Genomic DNA, 23,059 nt, shown 5'->3' with positions numbered 1-23,059 from the left:
CATGCGCAGAACAAAGGGCCGCTGCCTCACGGCGCGGCCCTCTCAACACCACCACCAGGGCGGCTTATTCGTCTTCCAGCGCCTCGACGGCCTTCTGCAGATCGTCCTTGGAGACCTCTTTCTCCTTGATCGTCGCCTGCTCGAAGACGTGGTCCACGACCTTGTCCTCGAAAAGCGGCGCGCGCAGCTGCTGCTGCATCTGCTGGTTTTGCTGCACGAATTCGAAGAACTGACGCTCCTGCCCCGGGTACTGGCGCGCCTGCGCCATGATCGCCTGGGTCATCTCCGCATCCGTCACCTCGACCTCGGCCTTCTGGCCGATCTCGGCCAGCAACAGGCCCAGACGCACGCGGCGGGTGGCCAGCGTGGTGTGCTCGTCCGTCGTTTCGATCTCCGGGTGGTCGTGGCCTTCCACATCCGGGTTGTCCTCGTGCCAGAGCTGATGCGCGATCTGTTTGGCTTCCGCCTCGACCAGCGAAGGCGGCAGGTCGAACGACACCAGCCCGTCAAGCGCATCGAGCAGCCCGCGCTTCATCACCGCGCGCGCGGCCCCGGCGTATTCCGCTTCCAGCCGCTCGGAAATCTGACCTTTCAGAGCGTCGAGATCATCGGCGCCGAATTTCTTCGCTAGTTCGTCATTGATCTCGGCCGCAACAGGCTCCTTGACCTCCTTGATGGTACAGTCGAAGGTCGCCTCCTTGCCCTTCAGGTTCTCCGCCTGGTAATCTTCGGGGAAGGTCACGCTCACGGCTTTCTCTTCGCCCGCCTTCACGCCCACCAGCTGCTCTTCAAAGCCGGGGATGAAGGAGTTGGAGCCCAGCACCAGCGGATAATCCTCGGCCGAGCCGCCCTCGAAGGCCTCGCCGTCAACCTTGCCGACGAAGTCCATCACCACCTGGTCGCCGTCCTTCGCCTTGGCGCCCTTCTTGCGCGCCTTGAAGTCCTGCGCGGTCTCGGCGAGGTTCGCCAGCGCCTCGTCGACGGCCGCGTCCTCGGCCTTCACCACCAGCTTCTCAAGCTTGATCTTGCCATAGTCGACCTCGGGGATCTCCGGCAGCGCCTCGTAAGACATCGAGACCTCGACGTCGTCGCCCTCTTTCCAATCCTCATTAGTCATCTTGACCTCGGGCTGCAGCGCCGGGCGGTCACCGGATTTCTCGAAGTGATCGGACATCGCGCCGTCGATGCTCTCCTGCATCGCTTCGCCCATCACCCGCTGGCCGAACTGTTTCTTCAACAACGCCATCGGCACCTTGCCCTTGCGAAAGCCCTTCATCTCCACGTCGGGCTGCGCTTCGGCCAGCTTCTCGTTGACCTTCTCGTCCAGCTCGGCCGCGGTGACCGTGATGGCATAGCTGCGTTTCAGACCTTCATTCAGCGTCTCGGTGACCTGCATGTGTGCTCCATAGAAATGTGGCGCGCCGGGCGGGCGCGGGCATGAAATTTGCGCCCTTCTATTGGTGTGTCGGGACCGGTGCAAGGCCCAATAGGGCTTGGGGCCCAGGCTCTCGGGAAAAACCGCGCCAGCACCACCGCGCCGCGCCCTATTCGAGGTAGAGCACGACCATACCGTCGGTCAACCCGACCATCTCATCACCGAGTGCTGCGGCCTCCACAAGGGTCTGTCCCGCCACCACCTCCGCCTGCAGCCCCTGCTCCAGCAAGGGGCGCAGCCGCGCCCACAGATCCTTCATCTCCATCACCTGCTTGATCGCGGCGAGGCTGGGCGGGTCGGCGATTTCCAGATCGAAATCGCCCAGCTCCATCGCGGCCAGAATGGTCTCGAAGCTGTCGATCGAGGTGCGGAGCGCGGTCCGCATGCGCCCGGGCGTGAGGTCAATGCCGATGTAGCACAGCTCCTTCACGGCCTTGCGCACCAGCATGCTCTGACCTGCGGCATGCGTCACCGTGCTGATCATATCCTGGCGGGTCACCATCCGGGCGCGGTGGGTCTGCGCCACGTCCACCACCAGCGTCTCGAGGGTGCTCGAAACCACCGGGTCGAGCGAGATCAGCTGCTGCACCGGCACCGCGTGGAAATCGCCCGACATCACCTGCCGCGAGGCCGGTGCAAACACCCGCCACAGCTCGTCCAGCTGATCGAGATGCCCCAGGATCTGCGGATCCGCCTCCGGATCGGTGATGCCCTCGGCCTGCCCATTGCGCAGAGCGGCGGCATTGTCATCAAACATCATCGAGGCGATGAAGGCCTGCTCCGCCTGCGCCTGTGGCATGACATCCGCCATCAGAAAGCAGGTGGACTTGGCCATGGTCTGCACCAGCGTGCGCTGCTCCGCCGCCACCTTAATCCGCGCCAGCGCATCCAAATGCTGAACGTGCTGATCGCCCGCCGCCATGGTCCCGCTCAGCCCGAGCGTGCAGAGCACAGCCAGCCGCAGCAGATAGAACAGAGCCCGCATTCAACACCTTCACACCGTGATGCGGCGACCCTAGCGGCCGAAGGTTAAGGGCTGGTATCCGCCAGATGCTTTTGACGGGTCGTCGCACGGCGCCCTATTGCACGTAAAGGGTGACCGCCCGATGCATTTCCTTGAGCACATGGTCACTCATGTTCGCCAGCTTGACCCGCGTATCATGATCGACGTTCGGATCATCCTCGATCTGCGTCACCAGTTCCTTGAAGTCTTGCCAGGCGCCCCGCGCCCGCTCCAACTGCTGTCTGACCGCGCGGTTCGGCGGTGGAAGGATGCCCGCCTCCTCCGAACCGGAGAGCAGCATCGCAATCGCCTTATCGAAGTCCTGCACGGTGGCCTCGACCAGCTCGCGCGCGCCCAGGTTTTTCAGCCCGATCATCTTGAAACAGACTTCCTTCGAGACCTTCTGGGTCAGCATCCGCTGACGCCCAGCATAGTTCATCCGGGTATTGGCATTGCTCTCAGCGGTGATCTCGGCAGACACCGCAGGCACTGTACCGAACGTCATCGGCGCGGAGACCGCGAGAACCAAGAGCAGTGCCGCACATTTCTCTAGAATGGACCCAAGCATACCGCTCACCTCTCGGGCGTCAAAACCTCTTTCTGCTATGGGTCAGCACGTTAACAATGCGTTAAGCGACACCCGCCCGACGCGCGCGTTTTGAAGAGAATTCCGTTCAAAACCAGAAGGATGGTGCGGGTGAAGGGACTTGAACCCCCACGCCTTGCGGCGCCAGAACCTAAATCTGGTGCGTCTACCAATTCCGCCACACCCGCACGATGACCGGATCGCACCCCGGTCCGCGGGCTGCTTAGCAAACCCGCCACGGCAGCGCGAGTGCAAAATTCATCGAAGATTTTAAGAAGACGTTATCAAAATCTGTGTTCACTCGGGGCGAGGTCACTTCAAGGAGACGGGTTAATGAAGCCGAGAACGGTCGGGCGCCCCGCCGCCGCCACGCGCAGCAGCCTTCGCAGCAGCGCTGAGCAACCGGGGTTTGCCGGGCTCATCTCGGGCGCGCAGGTGCTCACCCTGAAGGGCGAGCTCAGCGTGGATGCCCTGCGCGTCGGTGACCATGTCCTGACCCGCGCAGGCGCAATGCCCGTCATCCAGATCGACGTGGTGAGCGCGCTGGTGCCTGCCGTTTACGTGATCGCGGGCTCGCTTGGGCACAGCCGGACGGATCGCGACGCCCTGCTCACCGCCGATCAGATGGTCTTTCTGCGCGACTGGCGTGCGTCTGCGCTCAGCGGGCAACGTACAGCCCTGTTGCAGGCGCGCCAACTCATCGATGGCGAATTCGTGCGCGATGTGGGCCAACAGCTTGTGACGCTCTACCGGCTCTATTGCACCGCGCCGCAAATCCTCTTCGCCGATGGGCTCGATCTCGGCACCGCCGATGCCGATATGGACACGGTCGCCCGCCCCGCGCGCTAAAGCCCCATCTCTCGAAACACCGCCGGCAGCATCTCTGGCAGGTCCTCCGCGATGAGGCCGGGGCCAAACCGCCGCGCGCAGGCTGCATGGAGCGCGACCCCGGTCGTCGCCGCCTCTTGGGGCACAAAGCCGCGCGCCAGCAGGCCGGTGATGAAGCCTGCCAGCACATCACCCGAGCCTGCGGTCGCCAGCCAGGCGGTTGCCGCCTCCGGCGAGTTGACAAAGGCCGTCCCATCCGGCGCGGCCACCACGGTATCCGCGCCCTTGAAGACGACACAGCAGCCCGCCTGCCGCGCCGCCGCGACCGCCGCATCGATTTTCGAGTAAGCCGGGCCGCGCTCAGGCGCCGCCTCCAACATGGCGGCACGCTCGGGAAAGAGCCGCGCAAATTCTCCGCCATGCGGGGTCAGCACACAGCGCTCATGCAGCGCTGCAAAGAGAGAGGCGTCGCGCCCGATCAACGTGCAGGCATCGGCATCCAGCACGACAGGCGTCCCGGCCTCCAGCGCCGCCGCGATCAGCGTCGCGGCACGCGCGTCGAGCCCCAGCCCTGGGCCGAGGCAGAGGGCGGTGATGCGGCGGTCCGCCAGCACCTCGCTCAGCGCATCCGCCTCCGCCACTCGCCGCAGCATCAGCGCCGTGATCTGCTGGGCCACCTCCATCTGCGCATTGGGCGGCACGCCCAGCGTCACCAGCCCCGCACCGATCCGCAGCGCGCCGCGCGCTGCCAGCCGGGCCGCCCCTGTCCGCCCCGCGCCACCGGAGACGACAAAGGCATGTCCATGCGCAAACTTGTGCCCGCGGCGCTTGGCCAGCCCGTCGCGCGACACCTCGATCAGACGCGCAGGCGGCCGGCCGAACAGCCCCGCCTCCTCTGCACCGTCGAGCCACGGCCCCAGCCCGATGTCCACCACCGCCAGCGCACCGCAGAGATCCGGCGCCTCCGCCAGATGATGCCCACGCTTGGCCGTCTGAAAGCTCACCGTCAGATCAGCAGGCAGTGCCTGCCCCAGCACGCGCCCGCTGTCCGCACAAAGACCGCTCGGGATATCCACCGCCACACGCCGAGCCACCGCTGCGCCAGCGGCAAAAAGCCCCGGCACATCGAGCGCGACCGCCCGGGTCAGCCCCGTGCCGAAGAGCGCATCAACCAGCAGATCGACGCCGCCCGTGACACAGCCCGGCCCCAGAGGCGCCACCCCATGACCCTCCTGCCAGCGATCATGATTGGCCTGCGCATCGGGAGGCAGACGCGCGCCCTCTCCAAGCAGGAAAACCTCGACCGCCCAACCGCGCGCGGCGAGCAACCGCGCGATCACGAAGCCGTCGCCCCCGTTGTTGCCCGGCCCGCAGAGCACCACCGCCCGATGCACCCCGTCACGCAGCTCCGGCCACTGCGCAAACACCGCATCGCAGACCCCCTGACCGGCCCGCTCCATCAGCTCCAGACCACTCACGGCACCCGATGCCATGGCCGCTTTTTCGAGCGCGCGCATCTCGGCTGCCGTCAGGATTTCAGCCATTTTTCCGCCTCTCGATTCATTTGTGATTACTTTTTGTGCGTTTTGCCTGCAAATTGAGCGCATGTTTGCCAAATTTGCAGCGGACCAAAAGCAGTTTACGCCGATCCATGGACCGCACCAGTGCGAAATGATCTGAACCCTGAAGAACCACGGCGAGGGAGGCCCCCATGAAGAAGATCGAAGCGGTGATCAAACCGTTCAAACTCGACGAAGTCAAAGAGGCCTTGCAGGAAGTCGGTGTCCAGGGCCTCTCCGTGATCGAAGTCAAAGGGTTCGGCCGCCAGAAAGGTCACACCGAACTCTATCGCGGCGCGGAATATGTGGTTGATTTCCTGCCCAAGGTGAAAATCGAGATCGTGCTTGACGATGATATGGTCGATGCGGCCATCGACGCCATCGTCGGCGCCGCCAAGACCGAGAAGATCGGCGATGGCAAGATCTTCGTGACACCGGTGGAGCAGTCGATCCGCATCCGCACCGGCGAAACCGGTTCCGACGCGCTCTGAGCGCGCACAACACATCATTCCAACCAAGAGGGATATACGAGAATGAGCTCTGAACTGCTTAAGATGATCAAGGATGAGGACGTGGCCTACGTCGACATCCGCTTCACGGACCCGCGCGGCAAGCTGCAGCACGTGACAGTGATGTCCGACCAGGTGGACGAGGATTTCCTTGAGGAAGGCTTCATGTTCGACGGCTCCTCCATCGCCGGTTGGAAATCCATCGAAGCCTCCGACATGAAGCTGATGCCCGATGTGGACAGCGCCTATGTCGATCCCTTTTACGCCGAAAAAACCGTGTGTCTGCACTGCTCCATCGTCGAGCCCGACACCGGCGAATCCTACGAACGCGACCCGCGCTCGACCGCCGAAAAGGCCGAGGCCTACCTGAAATCCTCGGGCATTGGCGACGTGGCCTACTTCGGCCCCGAGGCGGAATTCTTCCTCTTCGACAACGTCAAGTTCTCGAACGAAATCAACAAGGTGTCCTATGAAGTTGATGCGATTGACGCATCCTGGAACACCGACACCGATTACGAGATGGGCAACATGGGCCACCGCCCAGGCGTCAAGGGCGGTTACTTCCCGGTGAACCCCACCGACGAGAGCCAGGACCTGCGCTCCGAAATGCTCTCGACCATGAAGCGCCTCGGCATGAAGGTCGACAAGCACCACCACGAAGTGGCCTCCTGCCAGCACGAGCTGGGCCTGATCTTCGACAGCCTGACCAAACAGGCCGATGAGCTGCAGAAGTACAAATACGTGATTCACAACGTGGCGCACGCCTATGGCAAATCCGCCACCTTCATGCCCAAGCCGATCTACGGCGACAACGGCACCGGCATGCACTGCAACATGTCGATCTGGAAGGACGGCAAGCCGCTCTTTGCGGGCGACAAATACGCCGACCTCTCGGACGAGGCGTTGTGGTACATCGGCGGCATCCTCAAGCACGCCAAGGCGCTGAACGCCTTCACCAACCCCTCCACCAACTCCTACAAGCGCCTGATCCCGGGCTTTGAGGCCCCGGTTCTGCGCGCCTACTCCGCCCGCAACCGCTCGGGCTGCGTGCGGATCCCGTGGACCGAAAGCCCGAAAGCCAAGCGCGTCGAGGCCCGCTTCCCCGATCCCTCGGCGAACCCCTACCTCTGCTTCGCAGCCCTCCTGATGGCCGGTCTCGACGGCATCAAGAACAAGATCGACCCGGGCGAGGCGATGGACAAGAACCTCTACGATCTGCCCGCCGAAGAGCTCGAAGGCATCCCGACCGTCTGCGGCTCCTTGCGCGAGGCCGTCGAAGAGCTGGAAGCGGATATGGACTTCCTGCTCGCCGGAGACGTCTTCACCAAGGACCAGATCGAAGGCTACATCGAACTCAAGATGGAAGAGATCGAAACTTACGAGCACACCCCCCACCCAGTTGAGTTCGGGATGTATTACAGTTGCTAGAGGCCAAGGGCCTCTAGCAACTGAGCCGGGAAAGCGAGTTTTTGCAAAAAACTTGCGGCCGGCCCGGTGGATCAAATGCGAAAAGGCGCGGACACCTTCCGCGCCTTTTTTCATGCCTCTCAGCCCCCCAACCCTCACCACATCGCACCCCGCCCGCCGCCGGCGCACGCCCGCGCCTCGCGGGCGTCGAATAGAAGAGAACGCGCGCCCCGTCCGGCCTCGCCGGACGGGGCGCGCTCCGCCGGATGACAGATCAATCACCCAACATTTTGCGTTTTCCCGTTTTTGGTGCATGATCGCCGCATTTCAACGATGCATTTTGCCGGAGACATTTTCATGACGCTGTTTTTCACCCGCCGCACCTACAATGCCGCCAAGAAGAAATTCACCAACAACCCCGCGGCGCTGACCCGTTTTGTCCAGATCACCAAGGGCCCCGACAGCAAGGGCCGCTGGATCGGCGGCGCCATCAACCAGTCCGACTGGCTGCGCGCGGTGAAACAGGAGGCCAGCTCGAACGAGATCACCATCTACGTGCACGGCTTCAACACCGACCAGATCGACATGCTGCGCCGCCTCGACAAGGTCAAGAAGGGCCTGCGCGCCCAGGGCTATCGCGGCGCCGTCATCGGCTATGACTGGCCCAGCGATGGCAAGGTCTTCTCTTACGATCAGGACCGCAACCGCGTGAAGGACACCGCTCAGTTCCTCGTGCGCGACGGGCTGCTGCCGCTGCTTGCGATGTCGCCGCGGCCCAAGATCAACCTGCTCGCACATTCCATGGGCGCCTATGTGATCCTGCGCGGCTTTTCCAACTTCGACGATGCCGCCGGGCCCGGCGCCGGCACCTGGCGCGCCAATGAGGTGGCGTTCCTGTCGGGCGATGTGGCGCGCAACTGGCTCGGCAAGGGCGCCTGGGGCGCGCTGCTGCTCGCCCACCGCGCGCGCCGCTTCACCAATTACTACAGCGAAGGCGACCGCGTCCTGCCAATCTCGGCCTTCACCGACGGCTTCCGCAAACGCGTGGGCCGCGACGGGCTGCCCACGATCACCGAAAAGACCCACATCGATGTGAACGCCACCCCGCAATACCTGCGCGACGTGCCGCCGGGCAAACGCGGCAAGGCCCGCTCGCACCGCTGGTGGTTCGACAGCAGCGCCTTCTATTCGGACCTCGCCCAGACCTTTGCAGGCAAAGCCCCCGGCAGCCTCGCCACCCGGCAGGATGTGGGCGAGGAAGACCTCGCGCTGATCAGCTGAGCATCCGCGAAAAACCTCTTGCCAGAATGCGAAACGGCGCGTAAACGCCCCGCCAGGTCCCGTGCACCTGCCGTTCGCATCTGGTGAAGCCACGGACATCTGTCCTGACCGTCGATCTCAAGAGGTCGCTACTCGGCCTGGCAATGCGAACACCCTGACCGTCCCGCGACCTGATGGAGATGATGATGGACATCGCACTTCCCTCCCGCGACGCGCTGAAGGCCCAGGCCCGGCGGTTGCGGGCCAAACTGGCCGAGGCCGGGCATACGCTCACGCATGCCGCCGCGCTCGAGGCCGTCGCCCACCAATGGGGCGCGCGCGACTGGAACACCCTTTGCGCCCGTGCAGGCGACACCCCGACGCCCGCGTGGCAGATCGGCCAGCGGGTCACGGGCCGCTATCTCGGGCACCCCTTCCGTGCGGTCGTCAAGGCAGCACAACAGCGCGGCAGCACCCATTGGCGGCTGACACTGCGGCTTGACGAGGCCGTGGATGTGGCCCGCTCCGAGCAGTTTTCCTGCCTGCGACGCCAGATCAGCTGCACGCTCGATGCGCGGGGCCGCAGCCCGCAGAAAACCTCGGACGGCGTGCCGCAGATGGTGCTGCACGACCACTGGGCGCGCAGCTGATCTTCCGGGCGCCGCCTTCAGGGGCGCCCGAGTCTCACCACATAGGTGTGGATCGAAAACACCACCGCCCCGCTCTGCGGCATACGCGTGATGCACTGCCGTTCCGCGCGCTGATAGGGCGCTTCCGCAGCCCCGGATGCAATCCGTCGCGGCGCCATGGCCGAGCGCGGCTGGAACAACTCCGGATCGTCGTACCACAGTCGGTTGAACCGCCAGAGCGGGCGCCCCACCTGCACCCCGTCAAAGAGCCGCTGCACCCGCCGCGCGACGCCCTCGTCGTACTCCTCGACGGGCGCGTGAATACCCACCAGCGGCCGCCCCACCTTCTCGCTCAGCCGCCAGCTCGCCGGGAAACACAGACAGGCCGCGACAAGCACATGCTCCGACCCGCGCTTCGCCATCAGGCAGATATCCTCCTGCACCAGATGGCCCAGCACCACCAGCGGCGCATCCGCCTCCAGATCAACCACCAACCCATCGGGGCACCGGCACTCCCGCCCCGCGACCTCGAACCCCAATCCCGGCAACAGCCCCAGCGCCTCTGCCAGGACCTCCGCTGCCGCCGCCTCTGCCTCGGCGTCCTGCCAATAGACCTCCGCCCGGCGGTCGGCAATCAGCGCGCGGCGGTGTGCCATCTGCGTGGCATAGGCGTCATCCACCCGCAGCCACGGCTCCGCCAGCGGCTGCACCCCCGGCAAACCCCGCGCCTGCCGCATGTCGTCGGGAATCGCCTTCTGCAAAATCTCAACCATGGCAAAGCCTTAGCCGCCAATCCCGGCCCCGTCCGCAAAAAACGACCCGCGCCCATGTCGCAGACAAGCATCCGCGCGCGGCGAATCGCGCGCAATCTGACCATACGGCAGCGACAGGATGACCCGCGATGAACCAGCACTTCAGCGAGACCCGCAAGATCGACCCGACCCGCGGCTCGCTTCTGGGCGATGGCACGCCCAACGATCAAAACCGCATCGAGATCGGCCCGACCCAGCTCGCCTTCGCCGAATGGGAGGCGGCGGGCCTCGCCTTGCCCGACCTGCCCGCGATGCGCGCCCACCGCCACGCGCGGCTCACCCGGCATGTCGTCGAGCGTGGCTATGGTGGTCTGCTCATGTTCGACCCGCTCAACATCCGCTACGCCACCGACAGCACCAACATGCAGCTCTGGAACACCCACAACCCCTTCCGCGCGGTGCTGCTCTGCGCCGATGGCTACATGGTGATGTGGGACTACAAGAACTCGCCCTTCCTGTCGAAATTCAACCCGCTGGTACAAGAACAACGCTCAGGCGCGTCGATGTTCTACTTCGCCACCGGCGACCGCACCCATACCCAGGCGGATGTTTTCGCCGCCGAAGTGCGCGACCTGATTGACACTCACGCCCCCGGGCATACCCGCCTCGCCGTGGACAAGATCATGGTGCACGGGCTGCGCAGCCTCGAGGCGCTGGGGCTCGAAGTGATGGACGGCGAAGAGGTGACCGAGAAGTCCCGCGCCGTGAAAGGCCCCGATGAAATCCTGGCCATGCGCTGCGCCGTGCACGCCTGCGAAGCGGCGATGTACGCGATGGAGGACTTCGCCCGCGCCAACGTCGGCGACGGCACAACCTGCGAGGATGACATCTGGGCCGTGCTGCACGCCGAAAACATCAAGCGCGGCGGCGAGTGGATCGAAACCCGCCTGCTCGCCTCCGGCCCCCGCACCAACCCCTGGTTCCAGGAATGCGGCCCCCGCGTCTGCCAGAAAAACGAGATCATCTCCTTCGACACCGACCTTGTGGGCGCCTACGGCATTTGCACCGACATCTCGCGCAGCTGGTGGATCGGCGATGAAAAACCGCGCCCCGACATGATCTATGCGATGCAGCACAGCGTCGAGCATATCCAGACCAACATGCAGATGCTGAAGCCCGGCGTGACCATCCCGGAACTGACCGCCAACACCCATGTGCTCGACGCCAAATACCAGCAGCAGAAATACAGCTGCCTCATGCATGGCGTGGGCCTCTGTGACGAATGGCCCATGGTCGCCTACCCCGACAAGGCGGTGCCCGGGGCTTATGACTATCCGCTGGAACCGGGCATGACCCTCTGTGTCGAGGTGCTGGTGGGCGAAGTGGGCGGTGATTTCTCGATCAAGCTCGAAGATCAGGTGCTGATCACCGAGGATGGCTATGAAAACCTCACCCGCTATCCCTTTGATGCGGCGCTGATGGGCGCCTGAGCCGCCAGATCAGCCATCGGCCCTGAGACAGGCGCGCAGGTACTTCGCCGCCGAACGATAATGGCTGGGCCCCGCCGCTTCCGCCCACCGGCCCGGCGTCCAGGCATTGCGCGCGCCCTGCATCGGCCCGCCATAGAGCTCTGCCTCCGAGCGCGCCTCGATGAAATCGACAAGCGCGCGGTGCTGCTCTTCCAGCAAGGCCACCGCCCCGGGCCAGTCCAGATGCGCCTGGCGCTGGCGCAAATCGGCGTTGTACTGCTTCAGCTGGTTCCACTTGTAGCCTTCTGCCGGGAAATGTACCGTCTTGCCCGCGCGCCCATCCGCATACCAGCCCAGGAACAGCGTGATCCAATGTGCCCGATGCGCGATGACATCCTTGATCGACGTGTCCTCCTCGCGCTTGCGCAGCGCGGTCTCGGCGGTGATCGAGCCGATCAGTGTCCTGAGCTTTGCAAAGTCCTTTTCGGTGATCGCAAGCAACTCGGATTTTGAGGTGTCGGCCATGGGAAACCTTTCCTTTGGCGCCACCAGACGCGTTTCAGCGCGGCGGGTCGTTGACCTGTATCAACCCCGGGCCGCCAAGGCGCTCACCGTCAGCCTTGGGGACCGCGGGCGATCTCCCCATTGCCCGCGGTCCAATGTTTCTCGGGCGCCCTACTCGGTTGTCGGAAACAGCTCCAGCCGGTCAAGCACATGGCGGGCCAGGCGCTGCCGCTCGGGCGCTGCATCGAACCCAGGCAGGTCCATGTTCAGCGCAAAGACATAGGTTTCCGCGCCGGTCTCGATCCAGCCCACGTACCAGCCCAGGTCCTCTTTACCCCGGCGCAGGTTGTACCCGGTCTTGGCGTAAAGCGTCGCGTCGCCCTGCTGCTCGGCCCTCATGATCTCGCGCGCCTGCCCATAGGTCTGCTCCGACAGCGGCAACTCACCGCGCGCCAGCCGCGCCAGAAAGCCGATCTGCTCCTCGGCGCTGATCGCCAGCGGCCCGCGCAGCCAATAGGTCTCCAGGTCCCCCGATCCACCGATGTCCGCGTTGCCATACTCAAACGCCGTCAGCCAATCGGTCATGACCGCGCCGCCCAGCTGCCGCGTGATGCTCTGATAGACCCAGACGGCCGAGCGCTGGAACGCGCGGGTCAGCGTCTGATCCTGGTTCCAGGACTCGATGAACCGCTCTTTACCATCCCAGGTGAACACCGTCTGGGGCGCGGCAAAGCCGGTCTCCAGCGCGATCAGCGTGTGCGGGATCTTCGAGGTGGAGGCGGGCTGGAATCGCTCCGCCGCACGCGCCGGGTTGCTGCTCCACAGATGCCCGTCCGACAGTCGCTGCACCACCATCACGGTGCTGGTCGTCTCACCGCCTGCTTCGGTCACATAGTCTGCGATATCAGTGGGTTGCGCCGCCAGCCTGCCTGCAAGCAGCGCACAGATAGCCACCCATTTCCATAGGGTCATTGCCTCATGTCTCCTGTATTTTTGATTGCTCGTGAGAGCTCCGGCTTACGTCGCCCGCAGGCGGCGTGAAAGCGGTTTCGGGGGCGCCAAAACCTTACCGGCAGCTTTCCGCCCCGTGCGCTGCGCACCGACGTGATACCGACGTTTTACCGACGTGATACAGAGCCCGCAGATCCCTTGTTTTCATGGCGCATCCGTCCTCTGCGGCAACTGCCTCCAAAACGTCGGTGTTTTGCCCTCTCCGACGCGCAATCCGTCACCTCCCCGTGATCCTCCTGTCACACCTCTTGCATGGGTCGCCCGCCCGCCCCACTCTGGAGGCCATAAAGGAGCGCTGCCATGCCCACAGAACGGATCACCTTCCCCGGCCACGATGGCTCGGAGCTTGCCGCACGGCTGGATCTGCCCGACGGCCCGCATCTGGCGACAGCGCTCTTTGCTCATTGCTTCACCTGCGGCAAGGACATCCCCGCCGCCCGCCGGATCGCCGCCCGTCTGTCCTCCATGGGGATCGCGGTGCTGCGGTTCGATTTCACCGGCCTTGGCCATTCCAAGGGTGAGTTCGCCAACACCTCCTTCACCTCCAATGTGGATGACCTGCTGGCCGCCAACACCTATCTGACCAAGCGCGGCATGGCGCCTGCGCTCATGATCGGCCATTCTCTGGGCGGTGCCGCCGTGCTAAAGGCGGGCGCAAAACTCAGCAATATCAAGGCTGTGGCCACCATTGGCGCGCCCTTTGATCCCGGTCATGTCACCCACAATTTCGCCGATGCGCTGGACGAGATCAACGAGACCGGCGTCGCCGAGGTCTCGCTCGGCGGGCGCCCGTTCCGCATCGGCAAGCGCTTTGTCGAGGATGTGACTGAAGAGGCGCTCGCCCCTGCCATCGGCGCCCTGCACGCAGCTCTGCTGGTGCTGCACGCCCCCCGCGACGAGATCGTCTCGATCGACAATGCGGGCGAGATTTTCCTCGCCGCCAAGCATCCCAAGAGCTTCGTGACCCTCGACAGCGCCGACCATCTGGTCACCCGCGCCGAGGATGCCGAATACGCCGCCGACGTGATCGCCACCTGGGCGCGCCGCTATATTGCCCTCGCCCCGCCCGCACCGCCGCCCGGTGCGCCCGAAGGCGTGCTGCGCGTCTCCGAGGCCGACCCCGATGGCTACCTCACCGACATCACCTCCTCGGACGGTCACCACCTGCTGGCTGACGAACCCCTGGCCTATGGCGGGACCAATAAGGGGTTGAGTCCATACGGTTTTCTCTCCGCGGGCCTCGGCGCCTGCACCTCGATGACCCTGCGCATGTACGCCCGCCGCAAGGGCTGGCCGCTCACCCATGTCTCGGTCGATGTGAGCCACAACAAGGTCCACGCGCAGGACGCCGAAACCGCCGTCGGCGAGAAGATCGACACCTGGAAACGCCGGATCACTCTCACCGGCCCGCTTAACGGCGAACAGCGCGCCCGGCTACTTGAAATCGCCGACAAATGTCCTGTGCACCGCACGCTCGAGCGCAGCTCGACTGTGATCACCGAACTGGTCGAGGACGGTGTCCCGGCAACCGTCTAGACGCCTCAAAGCCGCCGCGACATTGGGCTCCGGGGCTCACGCCCCCAACAGGTCCCTGGAAAAGGAATGAGGCGCGGCCCATCGGGTCGCGCCTCGCATTTTAACTTATATGTCAGTGGGCTAGCTGCGCGCGCTGCCCACCAGCTTCCAGATCGCCGGGAGGATCAGCGCCGCCAGCGCCAGCTTGATCGCATCGCCCAGCAGGAAGGGGGTCAGACCCCATTCGAGGATCGGCTTGTCCCAGCCATAAAGCTGCCCCAGCCACAACAGACCCGGCACATAGAGCAGGATGTTGCCCAGCAGCATTGCAACCGCCATCCACACCATCGACCGGTCCCAGCCGCGCTGCGCCAGCGCGCCCAACAGCACCGTCGCCATCACGTAGCCAACCAGATAGCCGCCCGTGCCGCCCATCATGTACTCGATGCCGTTGAGATCCGCAGTCGAGCTCTGGAACACGTCATATCCCAGCGCGCCCACGATCATGTAGCCCAGGATCGTCGTCAGCCCGAGGCGCGCGCCATAGGCGGCCCCAATCGTCAGCACCGCAAAGGTGCCCATGTTCATCAACACCGGCGAACCCGGCACGGGCACCTTGATGTTGGCCGCAACCGTCAGGAGCGCGATGCCCAGGACAACGAGAACCGCCTGCTTGATGCGCCGCGCGGTGCCTGCCCTTGGGCCAAGATGATCTGCCAGAACAGAATGAGAGGCGGTCAGTTGCATGAGGGTCTGTCTCCTTTTGGACTGTCTTGGCCCTTCAATGCCGCAGCGCCGCGCCCGGTTCAAGCCCTGTTGCGCTAACAGCGCTGATACCGGCTGGTCATCACGTAAGCCTTCTTCGGCCCGCTGACCTCCCAGGCCGTTGAAAACACGGGCCAATCCGAAAAGTCATACTGCACCACATAGCTGTCCGGATCACACCAGTGCCGCGCCGTCCCGCCCTCGGCAGGCACCTGATGAAAGAACCGGCCATCGTCAAAATAGACTGCCAGACCGTCGCGCCACAGATACCGGCGCTCCGCCTGCATCGGTGCCTGGCCGGGCATCTGCAAAACCCCCGTCTCACGATAGCTCAGCCCGTCCGCAACAGGTGTCCAAACGGCCCGACCGCGAAACCGGGCCTGTGCGCCTGCTCCATGGCGGATCTGCCGCTCCAAATGCCATGCCCCTTCGAAGTCGTCCAAGCGGCGCAGCGTCTCATCTGTCATGCGGCCCGTCTCGCACATAATTCACCGGGCTCCCGCCTTGTAGCTCTAACCCGCGCAGTCTATGAGCGCAGCCAAGCCGATACAAATGCGAAAAGGTGCGCTGATGATCCCCCGCTACTCCCGCCCCGACATGGTTGCCATCTGGTCGCCGGAGACGAAGTTCCGCATCTGGTTCGAGATCGAGGCCCATGCCTGTGACGCAATGGCCGATCTGGGCGTGATCCCGCGCGAGAATGCCGAGGCCGTCTGGAAAGCCAAGGACGTTGAGTTTGACGTGGCCCGCATCGACGAGATCGAGGCCGTGACCAAGCATGACGTGATCGCCTTCCTGACCCATCTGGCCGAACATGTGGGCAGCGAGGAAGCCCGCTTTGTGCATCAGGGCATGACATCCTCGGACGTGCTGGATACGTGCTTCAACGTTCAGCTGACCCGCGCCGCTGACATCCTGATCGACGACACCAAGGCCCTGCTCGCCGCCCTGAAGCGTCGCGCCTATGAGCATAAGGACACCGTGCGCATCGGGCGCAGCCATGGCATCCACGCCGAACCCACAACCATGGGCCTGACCTTCGCGCGCTTCTATGCCGAGATGGATCGCAACCTGAACCGCCTTGAAAAGGCCCGCTACGAGATTGCCACCGGCGCCATCTCTGGTGCGGTCGGCACCTTCGCCAACATCGACCCGGCGGTTGAAGATCATGTTTGCACACAGATGGGGCTGGAACCGGAGCCGATCTCCACCCAGGTCATACCGCGCGACCGGCACGCAGCCTTCTTCGCCGCCCTCGGTGTCGTGGCCAGTTCCATCGAGAACATCGCAACGGAAATCCGCCACATGCAGCGCACCGAGGTGCTGGAAGGCGCGGAGTTCTTCTCCATGGGGCAAAAGGGCTCCTCGGCCATGCCGCATAAGAAAAACCCGGTGCTGACCGAAAACCTCACCGGCTTGGCCCGCATGGTCCGCTCCGCCGTGGTTCCGGCGATGGAAAACGTGGCGCTCTGGCACGAGCGCGACATCTCGCACAGCTCGGTCGAGCGGATGATCGGGCCAGATGCGACCATCACGCTCGATTTCGCGCTTGCCCGGCTGACCGGTGTGATCGACAAGATGCTGATCTTCCCCGACAACATGCTGGAGAACATGAACAAATTCCCGGGTCTGGTGATGAGCCAGCGCGTGCTCCTGGCCCTGACCCAGGCCGGTGTGAGCCGCGAGGATGCCTATACCTTCGTGCAGCGCAACGCGCTCAAGGTCTGGGAGCATCGCACGGATTTCAAAGAGGAATTGCTCGCCGACCCGGATGTGACAGCGGCGCTCAGCCCCGCGGAGATCGAAGAGAAGTTTGATCTCGGCTATCACACGAAACATGTCGATACGATCTTTGCCCGGGTGTTCAAGGACTAGGCAGTCGCCCCGACCGAGCCTGCCACCAGCGTGCTTTTTGTTGACCCAAGGTCATGCGCTGCTACCTTGGAGTGCATCACAAGAAGGAGACCCGCAATGACGATCAAGACCTTGGCCGCCGCGGTGGCCCTCACCTTTGTACCGGCGCTGGCATTCGCCACTGGCTGTAATTATGGCAAGCAGGAAGTAACCATGTCCTGCGCCGCTGGCACAGTCTATGACAGCACAACCAATTCCTGCGTCGCGACCACGACCTGAAAAAAATTATGCGATCACGCGCTCGTGATCGCATAAACGCATCGGCTGCTCTGTATTCCCCGTATTAGGTTTAATGCAAAGCAAGGAGCATTCATGCGTATTCTATTCAGTGCAGCCCTTTTGATCCCCACCGTCGCCTTTGCCAATGGCGGTGACAATGACGCCCCGCCCCCCAAACCTGCGGTGAGCTGCGAAGGCGCCAAGGTCTATGACAAGAAGACCAAAAGCTGCGTGAATGCGCAGGAAAGCAGCCTCAAGACCGAAGAGATTTATCTCACCGTGCGGCAACTGGCCTATGCGGGCCGCTACGATGATGCCCAGACGCTGACCCAGGCGCTGCCCGAAGACCACATGGGCCGCCTGACCTACATGGGCTTTACGCACCGCAAGCTTGGCAATCTCGAGCTCGCCAACATGTTCTATGAACAGGCCATCGCCGAAAACCCCCGCAACATCCTGGCGCGGTCTTACATGGGCCAGGGTCTTGTCGCCGCGGGTGACATGGTGGGCGCGGTCGAACAGCTGCGCGCAATCCGTGCCAACGGCGGTGCGGGCACCTGGTCCGAAGCGTCGCTGCAAAACGCCATCGCCACGGGCACAACCTACAACTACTGATTGCGCGCCCGACTCATCGTGTTTTTGGTTTGTTCTCAGTCAATCTTTAACCATTGTCTGGCAGAACAAAACAAGACCAAAGACAGGTGAGTAAACATGACAGACATGGTTCCGATGGCCCCGTTCCCGGCCCTGCCGGGGACGGATGCGCAACCTCAGACCCCGTCAAATCTCAGCCGGAAGGCCAAGGCGGCCATCGTGGTCCGGCTGTTGTTGAACGAGGGCGCGGATATCCCGCTTGAGGAACTGCCAGAGGACCTGCAGGCACAGCTGACCAAGCAGATGGGCGCGATGCGCCTGGTCGACCGCACCACCCTATCGAGCGTGGTGGCGGAATTTGCGGATGAACTCGACAGTATCGGATTGTCTTTCCCTGGTGGGATCGCAGGCGCGCTGGACTCGCTGGATGGGCGGATATCCAAGCAGACAGCAGCGCGCCTGCGCAAGGAAGCCGGTGTGCGCCAATACGGCGACCCCTGGGCCCGGCTGCGCGACATGAGCAGCGAAAAGCTTCTGCCGGTGCTTGAGAATGAGAGCATCGAAGTGGCCGCCGTGCTGCTCTCCAAGATCGATGTGCCGCGCGCGGCCGAGCTTCTGGGCAAGCTGCCGGGGCCCAAGGCGCGCCGCATCACCTATGCGGTCTCACAGACCAGCGCCGTCACCCCCGATGCGGTGGACCGGATCGGTCTGTCGCTGGCGGCGCAGCTCGATGCCGAACCGTTGAAGGCCTTTGATGATGGTCCGGTGGAGCGTGTCGGCGCGATCCTCAACTCAACCGCCTCCGTCACCCGTGACGATGTGCTGGAAGGGCTGGACGAGACGGACGCGGGATTTGCCGATCTGGTGCGCAAGGCGATTTTCACCTTCGCAAACATCCCCAAGCGGATCGCACCGCGCGACATTCCGCGGGTCATCCGCGAGCTGGAGCAGGACCTGCTCATCACCGCGCTGGCGGGCGCCGAAGCCGCAGGCATGCAGGAGAGCGCCGATTTCATCCTCGAGAACATGTCGGGGCGGATGGCGGATCAGCTGCGCGAGGAAGTCGGCGAGCGCGAGAAGGTCAAGGCGGCGGAGTACGAAGAGGCCACAGCAGAGATCGTCACGAAGATCCGCGAGATGGAAGCCGCTGGCGACCTTCTGCTTGTTGTTCAGGACGGCGACGAAGACTAGGGCAGCGCGTCGGCTCCACACAGGATCGCATTTATCTCGCACGCCATACCTATGCGGAGCCGATGGCTCCGCGCCTAGCCTCTCTGGCGGACCTCGCAGTGCTATCTATCTGAAAGCAGCCTCCGCAACCGGACTGTTGTGCAACGGTCGACCGAGGGCACTAGATGCGAAGTGCCAGATCTTGTGAGGATCCGAGGCCGATAGGCAAAACGCCCTCAAAGGTGATGCAAACGCGCCGCGGTTCGGCCACTGCTACTTGAGCTCACCCGCCGCGAGGATCGGCCCCATTCTCGACGCCTGCACCAGCACCACAACCGGCTCTTTCCCCGGTGCTTGCGCGGCCATCTTCAAGGGCGCGCGGCCGTCCCACTCTCGCAGAACCTTCCAATCCTGTGTCACATTGGCATAGGTGATTGTCCGCCCGGCATTCTCACCGCGCGTGATCCGCGCCTCGCGCTCCGGGACATAGCGCAGCATCTGCACCACCATCGCGCCCTTGGCGCTCGACAACAGCTTGGCGTCGATCACCACCTCATCCCCCTGACGTGACAGGCTCAGCGCCACCACAGGTGCTTTTTCCTTATGCTCAGAAATTGCCTTGGAGATTTCCATCGGTCGCGCGCCCACGATATCGGTGAGCCCATTCACGATCATCTCGGGCGTGTAAATCGACCGCCGCCCGGCGGTGCGGGCATAAGCGCGCTGGCGCTCGGCATTGCGCGGGTCGGCAAACTCGTCCTTCCACCCGATGTAGTCCCAGTAATCCACATGAAGCGCGAGGGCGATCACGTCGTCCCGCTCGGCCAGCGCGTGCATCAGCTCATCGGCTGGCGGGCAGGACGAACACCCCTGCGAGGTAAAGAGCTCGACAACCACCGGGCTTTCCTGCGCAAAGACCGGCGCGGCCATCAACCAGAGCGCGGCGGCCGCCTGTGACAAACGTTTCATGTGATTCCTTCTCCGGCCATCTGGGCCCCTCACGCACCCTAGAGAGTCGCCTTTGTAATGACCAATCAAGGTTTCTTGAGAGATTGCGAGCCAAATCTCCCTGAAACGGTACACAATGGTATACAATTTTTGACCAAACCCGTTGATTTGAGTTGAACTGGCCTGTTTCATAGGGCATTCAACGCGCAATCCAAAGATGATCCAGCCACAGCCAGAGGACCTCTGCTATGCCCATTACCGTTGGTCACGACACCTCCAAAACCCGCAAAACCCTCTCCGCCGGCGCCCAGAGCGTTGACTATTACTCCATCCCCGCCGCCACCGAGGCCGGGCTTGGCGATTTCGCCAACCTGCCCGCGGTGCTGAAAGTGGTGCTGGAGAACATGCTGCGGTTCGAGGACGGCAAGACCGTGACCACCGATGACATCAAGGCCTTCGCGGAATGGGGCGCGCAGGGGGGCAAGAACCCGCGCGAGATCGCCTACCGCCCGGCCCGCGTGCTGATGCAGGACTTCACCGGTGTGCCCGCGGTGGTCGATCTCGCCGCCATGCGCGACGGCATCGTGGCCCTGGGCGGCGATCCCGAGAAGATCAACCCGCTGAACCCGGTTGATCTGGTCATCGACCACTCGGTCATGATCGACGAGTTCGGCAACCCCCGCGCCTTCCAGATGAACGTCGACCGCGAGTATGAGCGCAACATGGAGCGGTATACCTTCCTGAAATGGGGTCAGAAAGCGTTCAACAACTTCCGCGTGGTGCCCCCCGGCACCGGCATCTGCCACCAGGTGAACCTGGAGTATCTGGCGCAGACGGTCTGGACGGACACCGACCAGACTGGCGCTGAAGTCGCCTACCCCGACACGCTTGTGGGTACCGACAGCCACACCACCATGGTCAACGGCGCCGCCGTTCTGGGTTGGGGTGTCGGCGGGATCGAGGCCGAAGCCGCGATGCTGGGCCAGCCTATCTCGATGCTGATCCCTGAAGTCATCGGGTTCGAACTCACCGGCACCTTGATGGAAGGCACCACCGGCACCGATCTCGTGCTGAAGGTTGTTGAAATGCTGCGCGCCAAGGGCGTGGTCGGCAAATTCGTGGAATTCTACGGCGAAGGGCTCGACCGCCTGCCGCTGGCCGACCGCGCGACCATTGCGAACATGGCCCCCGAGTACGGCGCCACCTGCGGCTTCTTCCCGATTGACAATGAGACCCTGCGCTACCTGCGGAATACAGGCCGTGATGAGGATCGCATCGCGCTGGTCGAGGCCTACGCGAAGGAGAACGGGTTCTGGCGCGGCGCGGGTTACAGCCCGATCTACACCGACACGCTGCATCTCGACATGAACACCATCGTCCCGGCGATCTCCGGTCCGAAGCGTCCGCAAGATTATGTGGCGCTCGATCAGGCCAAGGCGGCCTTCACCAAAGAGATGGACGAGACCTTCAAGCGCCCCATGGGCAAGGAAGTCGCCGTCGCGGGCGAAGACTACACGATGGAAAGCGGCAAGGTCGTGATTGCCTCGATCACCTCCTGCACCAACACCTCGAACCCCTACGTGATGATCGGCGCGGGGCTCGTCGCGCGCAAGGCCGCCGCTCTGGGTCTCGACCGCAAGCCGTGGGTGAAGACCTCGCTCGCGCCGGGGTCCCAGGTGGTCAGCGCCTATCTGGAAGCTGCAGGCCTTCAGGAGGACCTGGACAAAATTGGCTTCAACCTCGTGGGCTACGGCTGCACCACCTGCATCGGCAACTCCGGCCCGATCCAGAAAGAGCTGTCGGACGCCATCGCCGAGGGCGATCTGGTCGCGACCTCTGTGCTCTCGGGCAACCGCAACTTCGAAGGTCGGATCAGCCCGGACGTGCGCGCCAACTACCTCGCCTCGCCCCCGCTCGTCGTGGCCTACGCGCTGGCCGGTACGCTGGACATCGACCTCACGTCCGAGCCGCTGGGGCAAGACCAGGACGGCAACGACGTCTTCCTCAAAGACATCTGGCCCTCCAGTCAGGAAATCGCCGAGCTGGTCGAGGCGACCGTGACGCGCGAGGCCTTCCTGACCAAATATGCCGACGTCTTCAAAGGCGATGACAAGTGGCAGGGTGTCGAGACAACCGACAGCAAGACCTACGACTGGCCCGCTGCCTCGACTTACGTGCAGAACCCGCCCTATTTCCAAGGTATGGGCAAGGAGCCGGGCGTGATCACCAACATCGAAGGCGCCAAGGTGCTGGCGATGCTCGGGGACATGATCACCACCGACCACATCTCGCCCGCCGGCTCCTTCAAGGACACCACACCCGCTGGCCAGTACCTGATCGAACGGCAGGTGCCGCAGCGGGAGTTCAACTCCTACGGCTCGCGCCGGGGCAACCACGAGGTGATGATGCGCGGCACCTTCGCCAACATCCGCATCAAGAACGAGATGCTGGATGGTGTCGAAGGCGGCTACACCAAGGGCCCCGACGGCAATCAGACGTCGATTTTCGACGCCGCGATGGCCTATCAGGATCAGGGCACACCGCTGGTGATCTTCGGTGGCGAGCAATACGGCGCGGGCTCTTCCCGCGACTGGGCCGCGAAGGGCACCGCACTTCTGGGCGTGAAGGCCGTGATCGCTGAGAGCTTCGAGCGCATCCACCGCTCCAACCTCGTCGGCATGGGCGTGATCCCCTTCGAGTTCACCGGCGGCGACACCCGCAAGTCGCTGGGTCTGACCGGCGAGGAAACCGTCTCGATCCACGGGCTCGACACCATCCAGCCGCTGCAAGAGGTGCCCTGCACCATCACCATGGCGGATGGCTCGGTGAAAGAGATCACGCTGAAATGCCGGATCGATACGGCCATCGAGATTGAATACATCGAGCATGGCGGCGTGCTGCACTACGTGCTGCGAAACCTCGCGCAAGAAGCAGCCTGATCACCCCCTACATCGTCTGAAAAGGCCCCGGATGGTTTCCGGG

The 23,059-nt window shown here is 63.7% G+C and carries 22 protein-coding genes and 1 tRNA gene; 12 read left to right on the top strand and 11 right to left on the bottom strand.

All coding sequences use genetic code 11. The annotated features are described in order from the left end of the window. Positions 1 to 64: 64 nt before the first annotated feature. The 4 genes from tig to ACVC7O_RS09840 all read right to left on the bottom strand — a co-directional run bounded on the left by tig (position 65) and on the right by ACVC7O_RS09840 (position 3,212). The gene (gene tig / locus ACVC7O_RS09855; RefSeq protein ID WP_458325910.1) at positions 65 to 1,396 is read right to left on the bottom strand and encodes a trigger factor; all 1,332 of its coding nucleotides are present in this window, start codon (positions 1,394 to 1,396) and stop codon (positions 65 to 67) included. Between the two features lie 148 nt (positions 1,397 to 1,544). Next, positions 1,545 to 2,420, bottom strand: coding sequence for a hypothetical protein (locus tag ACVC7O_RS09850; RefSeq protein ID WP_458325909.1), 876 nt, complete (start codon positions 2,418 to 2,420; stop codon positions 1,545 to 1,547). A gap of 94 nt (positions 2,421 to 2,514) precedes the next feature. Then, on the bottom strand, positions 2,515 to 3,006 hold the full coding sequence (locus ACVC7O_RS09845; RefSeq protein WP_458325908.1) for a type IV pili methyl-accepting chemotaxis transducer N-terminal domain-containing protein: 492 nt from the start codon (positions 3,004 to 3,006) through the stop codon (positions 2,515 to 2,517). Between the two features lie 121 nt (positions 3,007 to 3,127). Next, positions 3,128 to 3,212: transfer RNA gene (locus ACVC7O_RS09840), tRNA-Leu, on the bottom strand. 145 nt (positions 3,213 to 3,357) lie between these two features. Between ACVC7O_RS09840 and ACVC7O_RS09835 the strand changes: the two genes are divergently transcribed. Continuing rightward, entirely contained in the window at positions 3,358 to 3,873 is a 516-nt protein-coding gene (locus tag ACVC7O_RS09835) for a Hint domain-containing protein (RefSeq protein ID WP_458325907.1), read from the top strand. Here ACVC7O_RS09835 and ACVC7O_RS09830 read toward each other — a convergent pair. Then, positions 3,870 to 5,396 carry an NAD(P)H-hydrate dehydratase gene (locus ACVC7O_RS09830; protein ID WP_458325906.1) on the bottom strand — a complete coding sequence of 509 codons (1,527 nt, stop codon included), beginning with the start codon at positions 5,394 to 5,396 and terminating at the stop codon, positions 3,870 to 3,872. The two genes, ACVC7O_RS09835 and ACVC7O_RS09830, sit on opposite strands and share 4 nt — an antisense overlap. Positions 5,397 to 5,563: 167 nt before the next feature. Between ACVC7O_RS09830 and ACVC7O_RS09825 the strand changes: the two genes are divergently transcribed. The 4 genes from ACVC7O_RS09825 to ACVC7O_RS09810 all read left to right on the top strand — a co-directional run bounded on the left by ACVC7O_RS09825 (position 5,564) and on the right by ACVC7O_RS09810 (position 9,237). After that, positions 5,564 to 5,902: a P-II family nitrogen regulator gene (locus tag ACVC7O_RS09825; RefSeq protein ID WP_263843478.1), complete on the top strand. Its 339-nt coding sequence runs from the start codon at positions 5,564 to 5,566 to the stop codon at positions 5,900 to 5,902. Positions 5,903 to 5,944: 42 nt separating this feature from the next. Further along, positions 5,945 to 7,348 carry a type I glutamate--ammonia ligase gene (glnA, locus tag ACVC7O_RS09820; protein WP_458325905.1) on the top strand — a complete coding sequence of 468 codons (1,404 nt, stop codon included), beginning with the start codon at positions 5,945 to 5,947 and terminating at the stop codon, positions 7,346 to 7,348. 336 nt (positions 7,349 to 7,684) lie between these two features. Then, positions 7,685 to 8,608, top strand: a complete 924-nt coding sequence (locus ACVC7O_RS09815) for an alpha/beta hydrolase (protein WP_458325904.1) — start codon at positions 7,685 to 7,687, stop codon at positions 8,606 to 8,608. Positions 8,609 to 8,793: 185 nt separating this feature from the next. Next, a complete protein-coding gene (locus tag ACVC7O_RS09810; RefSeq protein ID WP_458325903.1) occupies positions 8,794 to 9,237 on the top strand; it encodes a glyoxalase superfamily protein in 444 nt (147 codons plus the stop codon). Positions 9,238 to 9,254: 17 nt separating this feature from the next. Here ACVC7O_RS09810 and ACVC7O_RS09805 read toward each other — a convergent pair whose 3' ends face one another. Continuing rightward, a complete protein-coding gene (locus tag ACVC7O_RS09805) occupies positions 9,255 to 9,989 on the bottom strand; it encodes a heme-dependent oxidative N-demethylase family protein (protein ID WP_458325902.1) in 735 nt (244 codons plus the stop codon). 128 nt (positions 9,990 to 10,117) lie between these two features. Here ACVC7O_RS09805 and dddP point away from each other — a divergent pair, with 128 nt between their 5' ends. Continuing rightward, the gene (gene dddP / locus ACVC7O_RS09800; protein WP_458325901.1) at positions 10,118 to 11,458 is read left to right on the top strand and encodes a dimethylsulfonioproprionate lyase DddP; all 1,341 of its coding nucleotides are present in this window, start codon (positions 10,118 to 10,120) and stop codon (positions 11,456 to 11,458) included. Between the two features lie 9 nt (positions 11,459 to 11,467). On the opposite strand, the gene ACVC7O_RS09795 is transcribed toward dddP, so the two are convergent. Both ACVC7O_RS09795 and ACVC7O_RS09790 read right to left on the bottom strand, forming a co-directional pair. Next, positions 11,468 to 11,962: a ClbS/DfsB family four-helix bundle protein gene (locus ACVC7O_RS09795; RefSeq protein ID WP_458325900.1), complete on the bottom strand. Its 495-nt coding sequence runs from the start codon at positions 11,960 to 11,962 to the stop codon at positions 11,468 to 11,470. Positions 11,963 to 12,112: 150 nt separating this feature from the next. Beyond that, positions 12,113 to 12,913, bottom strand: a complete 801-nt coding sequence (locus ACVC7O_RS09790; protein WP_458325899.1) for a penicillin-binding transpeptidase domain-containing protein — start codon at positions 12,911 to 12,913, stop codon at positions 12,113 to 12,115. Between the two features lie 339 nt (positions 12,914 to 13,252). Here ACVC7O_RS09790 and ACVC7O_RS09785 point away from each other — a divergent pair, with 339 nt between their 5' ends. Then, positions 13,253 to 14,488 carry a bifunctional alpha/beta hydrolase/OsmC family protein gene (locus ACVC7O_RS09785; protein ID WP_458325898.1) on the top strand — a complete coding sequence of 412 codons (1,236 nt, stop codon included), beginning with the start codon at positions 13,253 to 13,255 and terminating at the stop codon, positions 14,486 to 14,488. 120 nt (positions 14,489 to 14,608) lie between these two features. Here the strand turns inward: ACVC7O_RS09785 and ACVC7O_RS09780 are convergent, their stop codons facing one another. Together ACVC7O_RS09780 and ACVC7O_RS09775 are read right to left on the bottom strand one after the other, a co-directional pair. Further along, the gene (locus ACVC7O_RS09780) at positions 14,609 to 15,214 is read right to left on the bottom strand and encodes a biotin transporter BioY (RefSeq protein ID WP_458325897.1); all 606 of its coding nucleotides are present in this window, start codon (positions 15,212 to 15,214) and stop codon (positions 14,609 to 14,611) included. Between the two features lie 74 nt (positions 15,215 to 15,288). Beyond that, positions 15,289 to 15,699 (bottom strand): DUF6314 family protein, encoded by a 411-nt coding sequence (locus ACVC7O_RS09775; protein WP_458325896.1) that lies wholly within the window; start codon positions 15,697 to 15,699, stop codon positions 15,289 to 15,291. Between the two features lie 103 nt (positions 15,700 to 15,802). Here ACVC7O_RS09775 and purB point away from each other — a divergent pair, with 103 nt between their 5' ends. From purB to ACVC7O_RS09755, 4 genes are all read left to right on the top strand, one after another. After that, positions 15,803 to 17,107 (top strand): adenylosuccinate lyase, encoded by a 1,305-nt coding sequence (purB, locus tag ACVC7O_RS09770; protein ID WP_458325895.1) that lies wholly within the window; start codon positions 15,803 to 15,805, stop codon positions 17,105 to 17,107. A 96-nt stretch (positions 17,108 to 17,203) separates the two neighbouring features. After that, positions 17,204 to 17,365, top strand: coding sequence for a carbohydrate-binding module family 14 protein (locus ACVC7O_RS09765; protein WP_458325894.1), 162 nt, complete (start codon positions 17,204 to 17,206; stop codon positions 17,363 to 17,365). Positions 17,366 to 17,458: 93 nt separating this feature from the next. Then, positions 17,459 to 17,980 carry a tetratricopeptide repeat protein gene (locus ACVC7O_RS09760; protein WP_458325893.1) on the top strand — a complete coding sequence of 174 codons (522 nt, stop codon included), beginning with the start codon at positions 17,459 to 17,461 and terminating at the stop codon, positions 17,978 to 17,980. Between the two features lie 105 nt (positions 17,981 to 18,085). Then, a complete protein-coding gene (locus ACVC7O_RS09755; protein WP_458326067.1) occupies positions 18,086 to 19,150 on the top strand; it encodes a flagellar motor switch protein FliG in 1,065 nt (354 codons plus the stop codon). Positions 19,151 to 19,402: 252 nt separating this feature from the next. On the opposite strand, the gene ACVC7O_RS09750 is transcribed toward ACVC7O_RS09755, so the two are convergent. After that, on the bottom strand, positions 19,403 to 20,098 hold the full coding sequence (locus ACVC7O_RS09750; RefSeq protein WP_458325892.1) for a DUF1223 domain-containing protein: 696 nt from the start codon (positions 20,096 to 20,098) through the stop codon (positions 19,403 to 19,405). Between the two features lie 227 nt (positions 20,099 to 20,325). On the opposite strand from ACVC7O_RS09750, the gene acnA reads away from it, so the two are divergent. Continuing rightward, positions 20,326 to 23,016 (top strand): aconitate hydratase AcnA, encoded by a 2,691-nt coding sequence (acnA, locus tag ACVC7O_RS09745; RefSeq protein WP_458325891.1) that lies wholly within the window; start codon positions 20,326 to 20,328, stop codon positions 23,014 to 23,016. Positions 23,017 to 23,059: the final 43 nt, after the last annotated feature.

The sequence above is a fragment of the Roseobacter cerffii genome, from assembly GCF_054226325.1.
The sequence above is the reverse complement of the archived record's forward strand: the minus strand, read 5'-3'. Positions and strand labels throughout refer to the sequence as shown.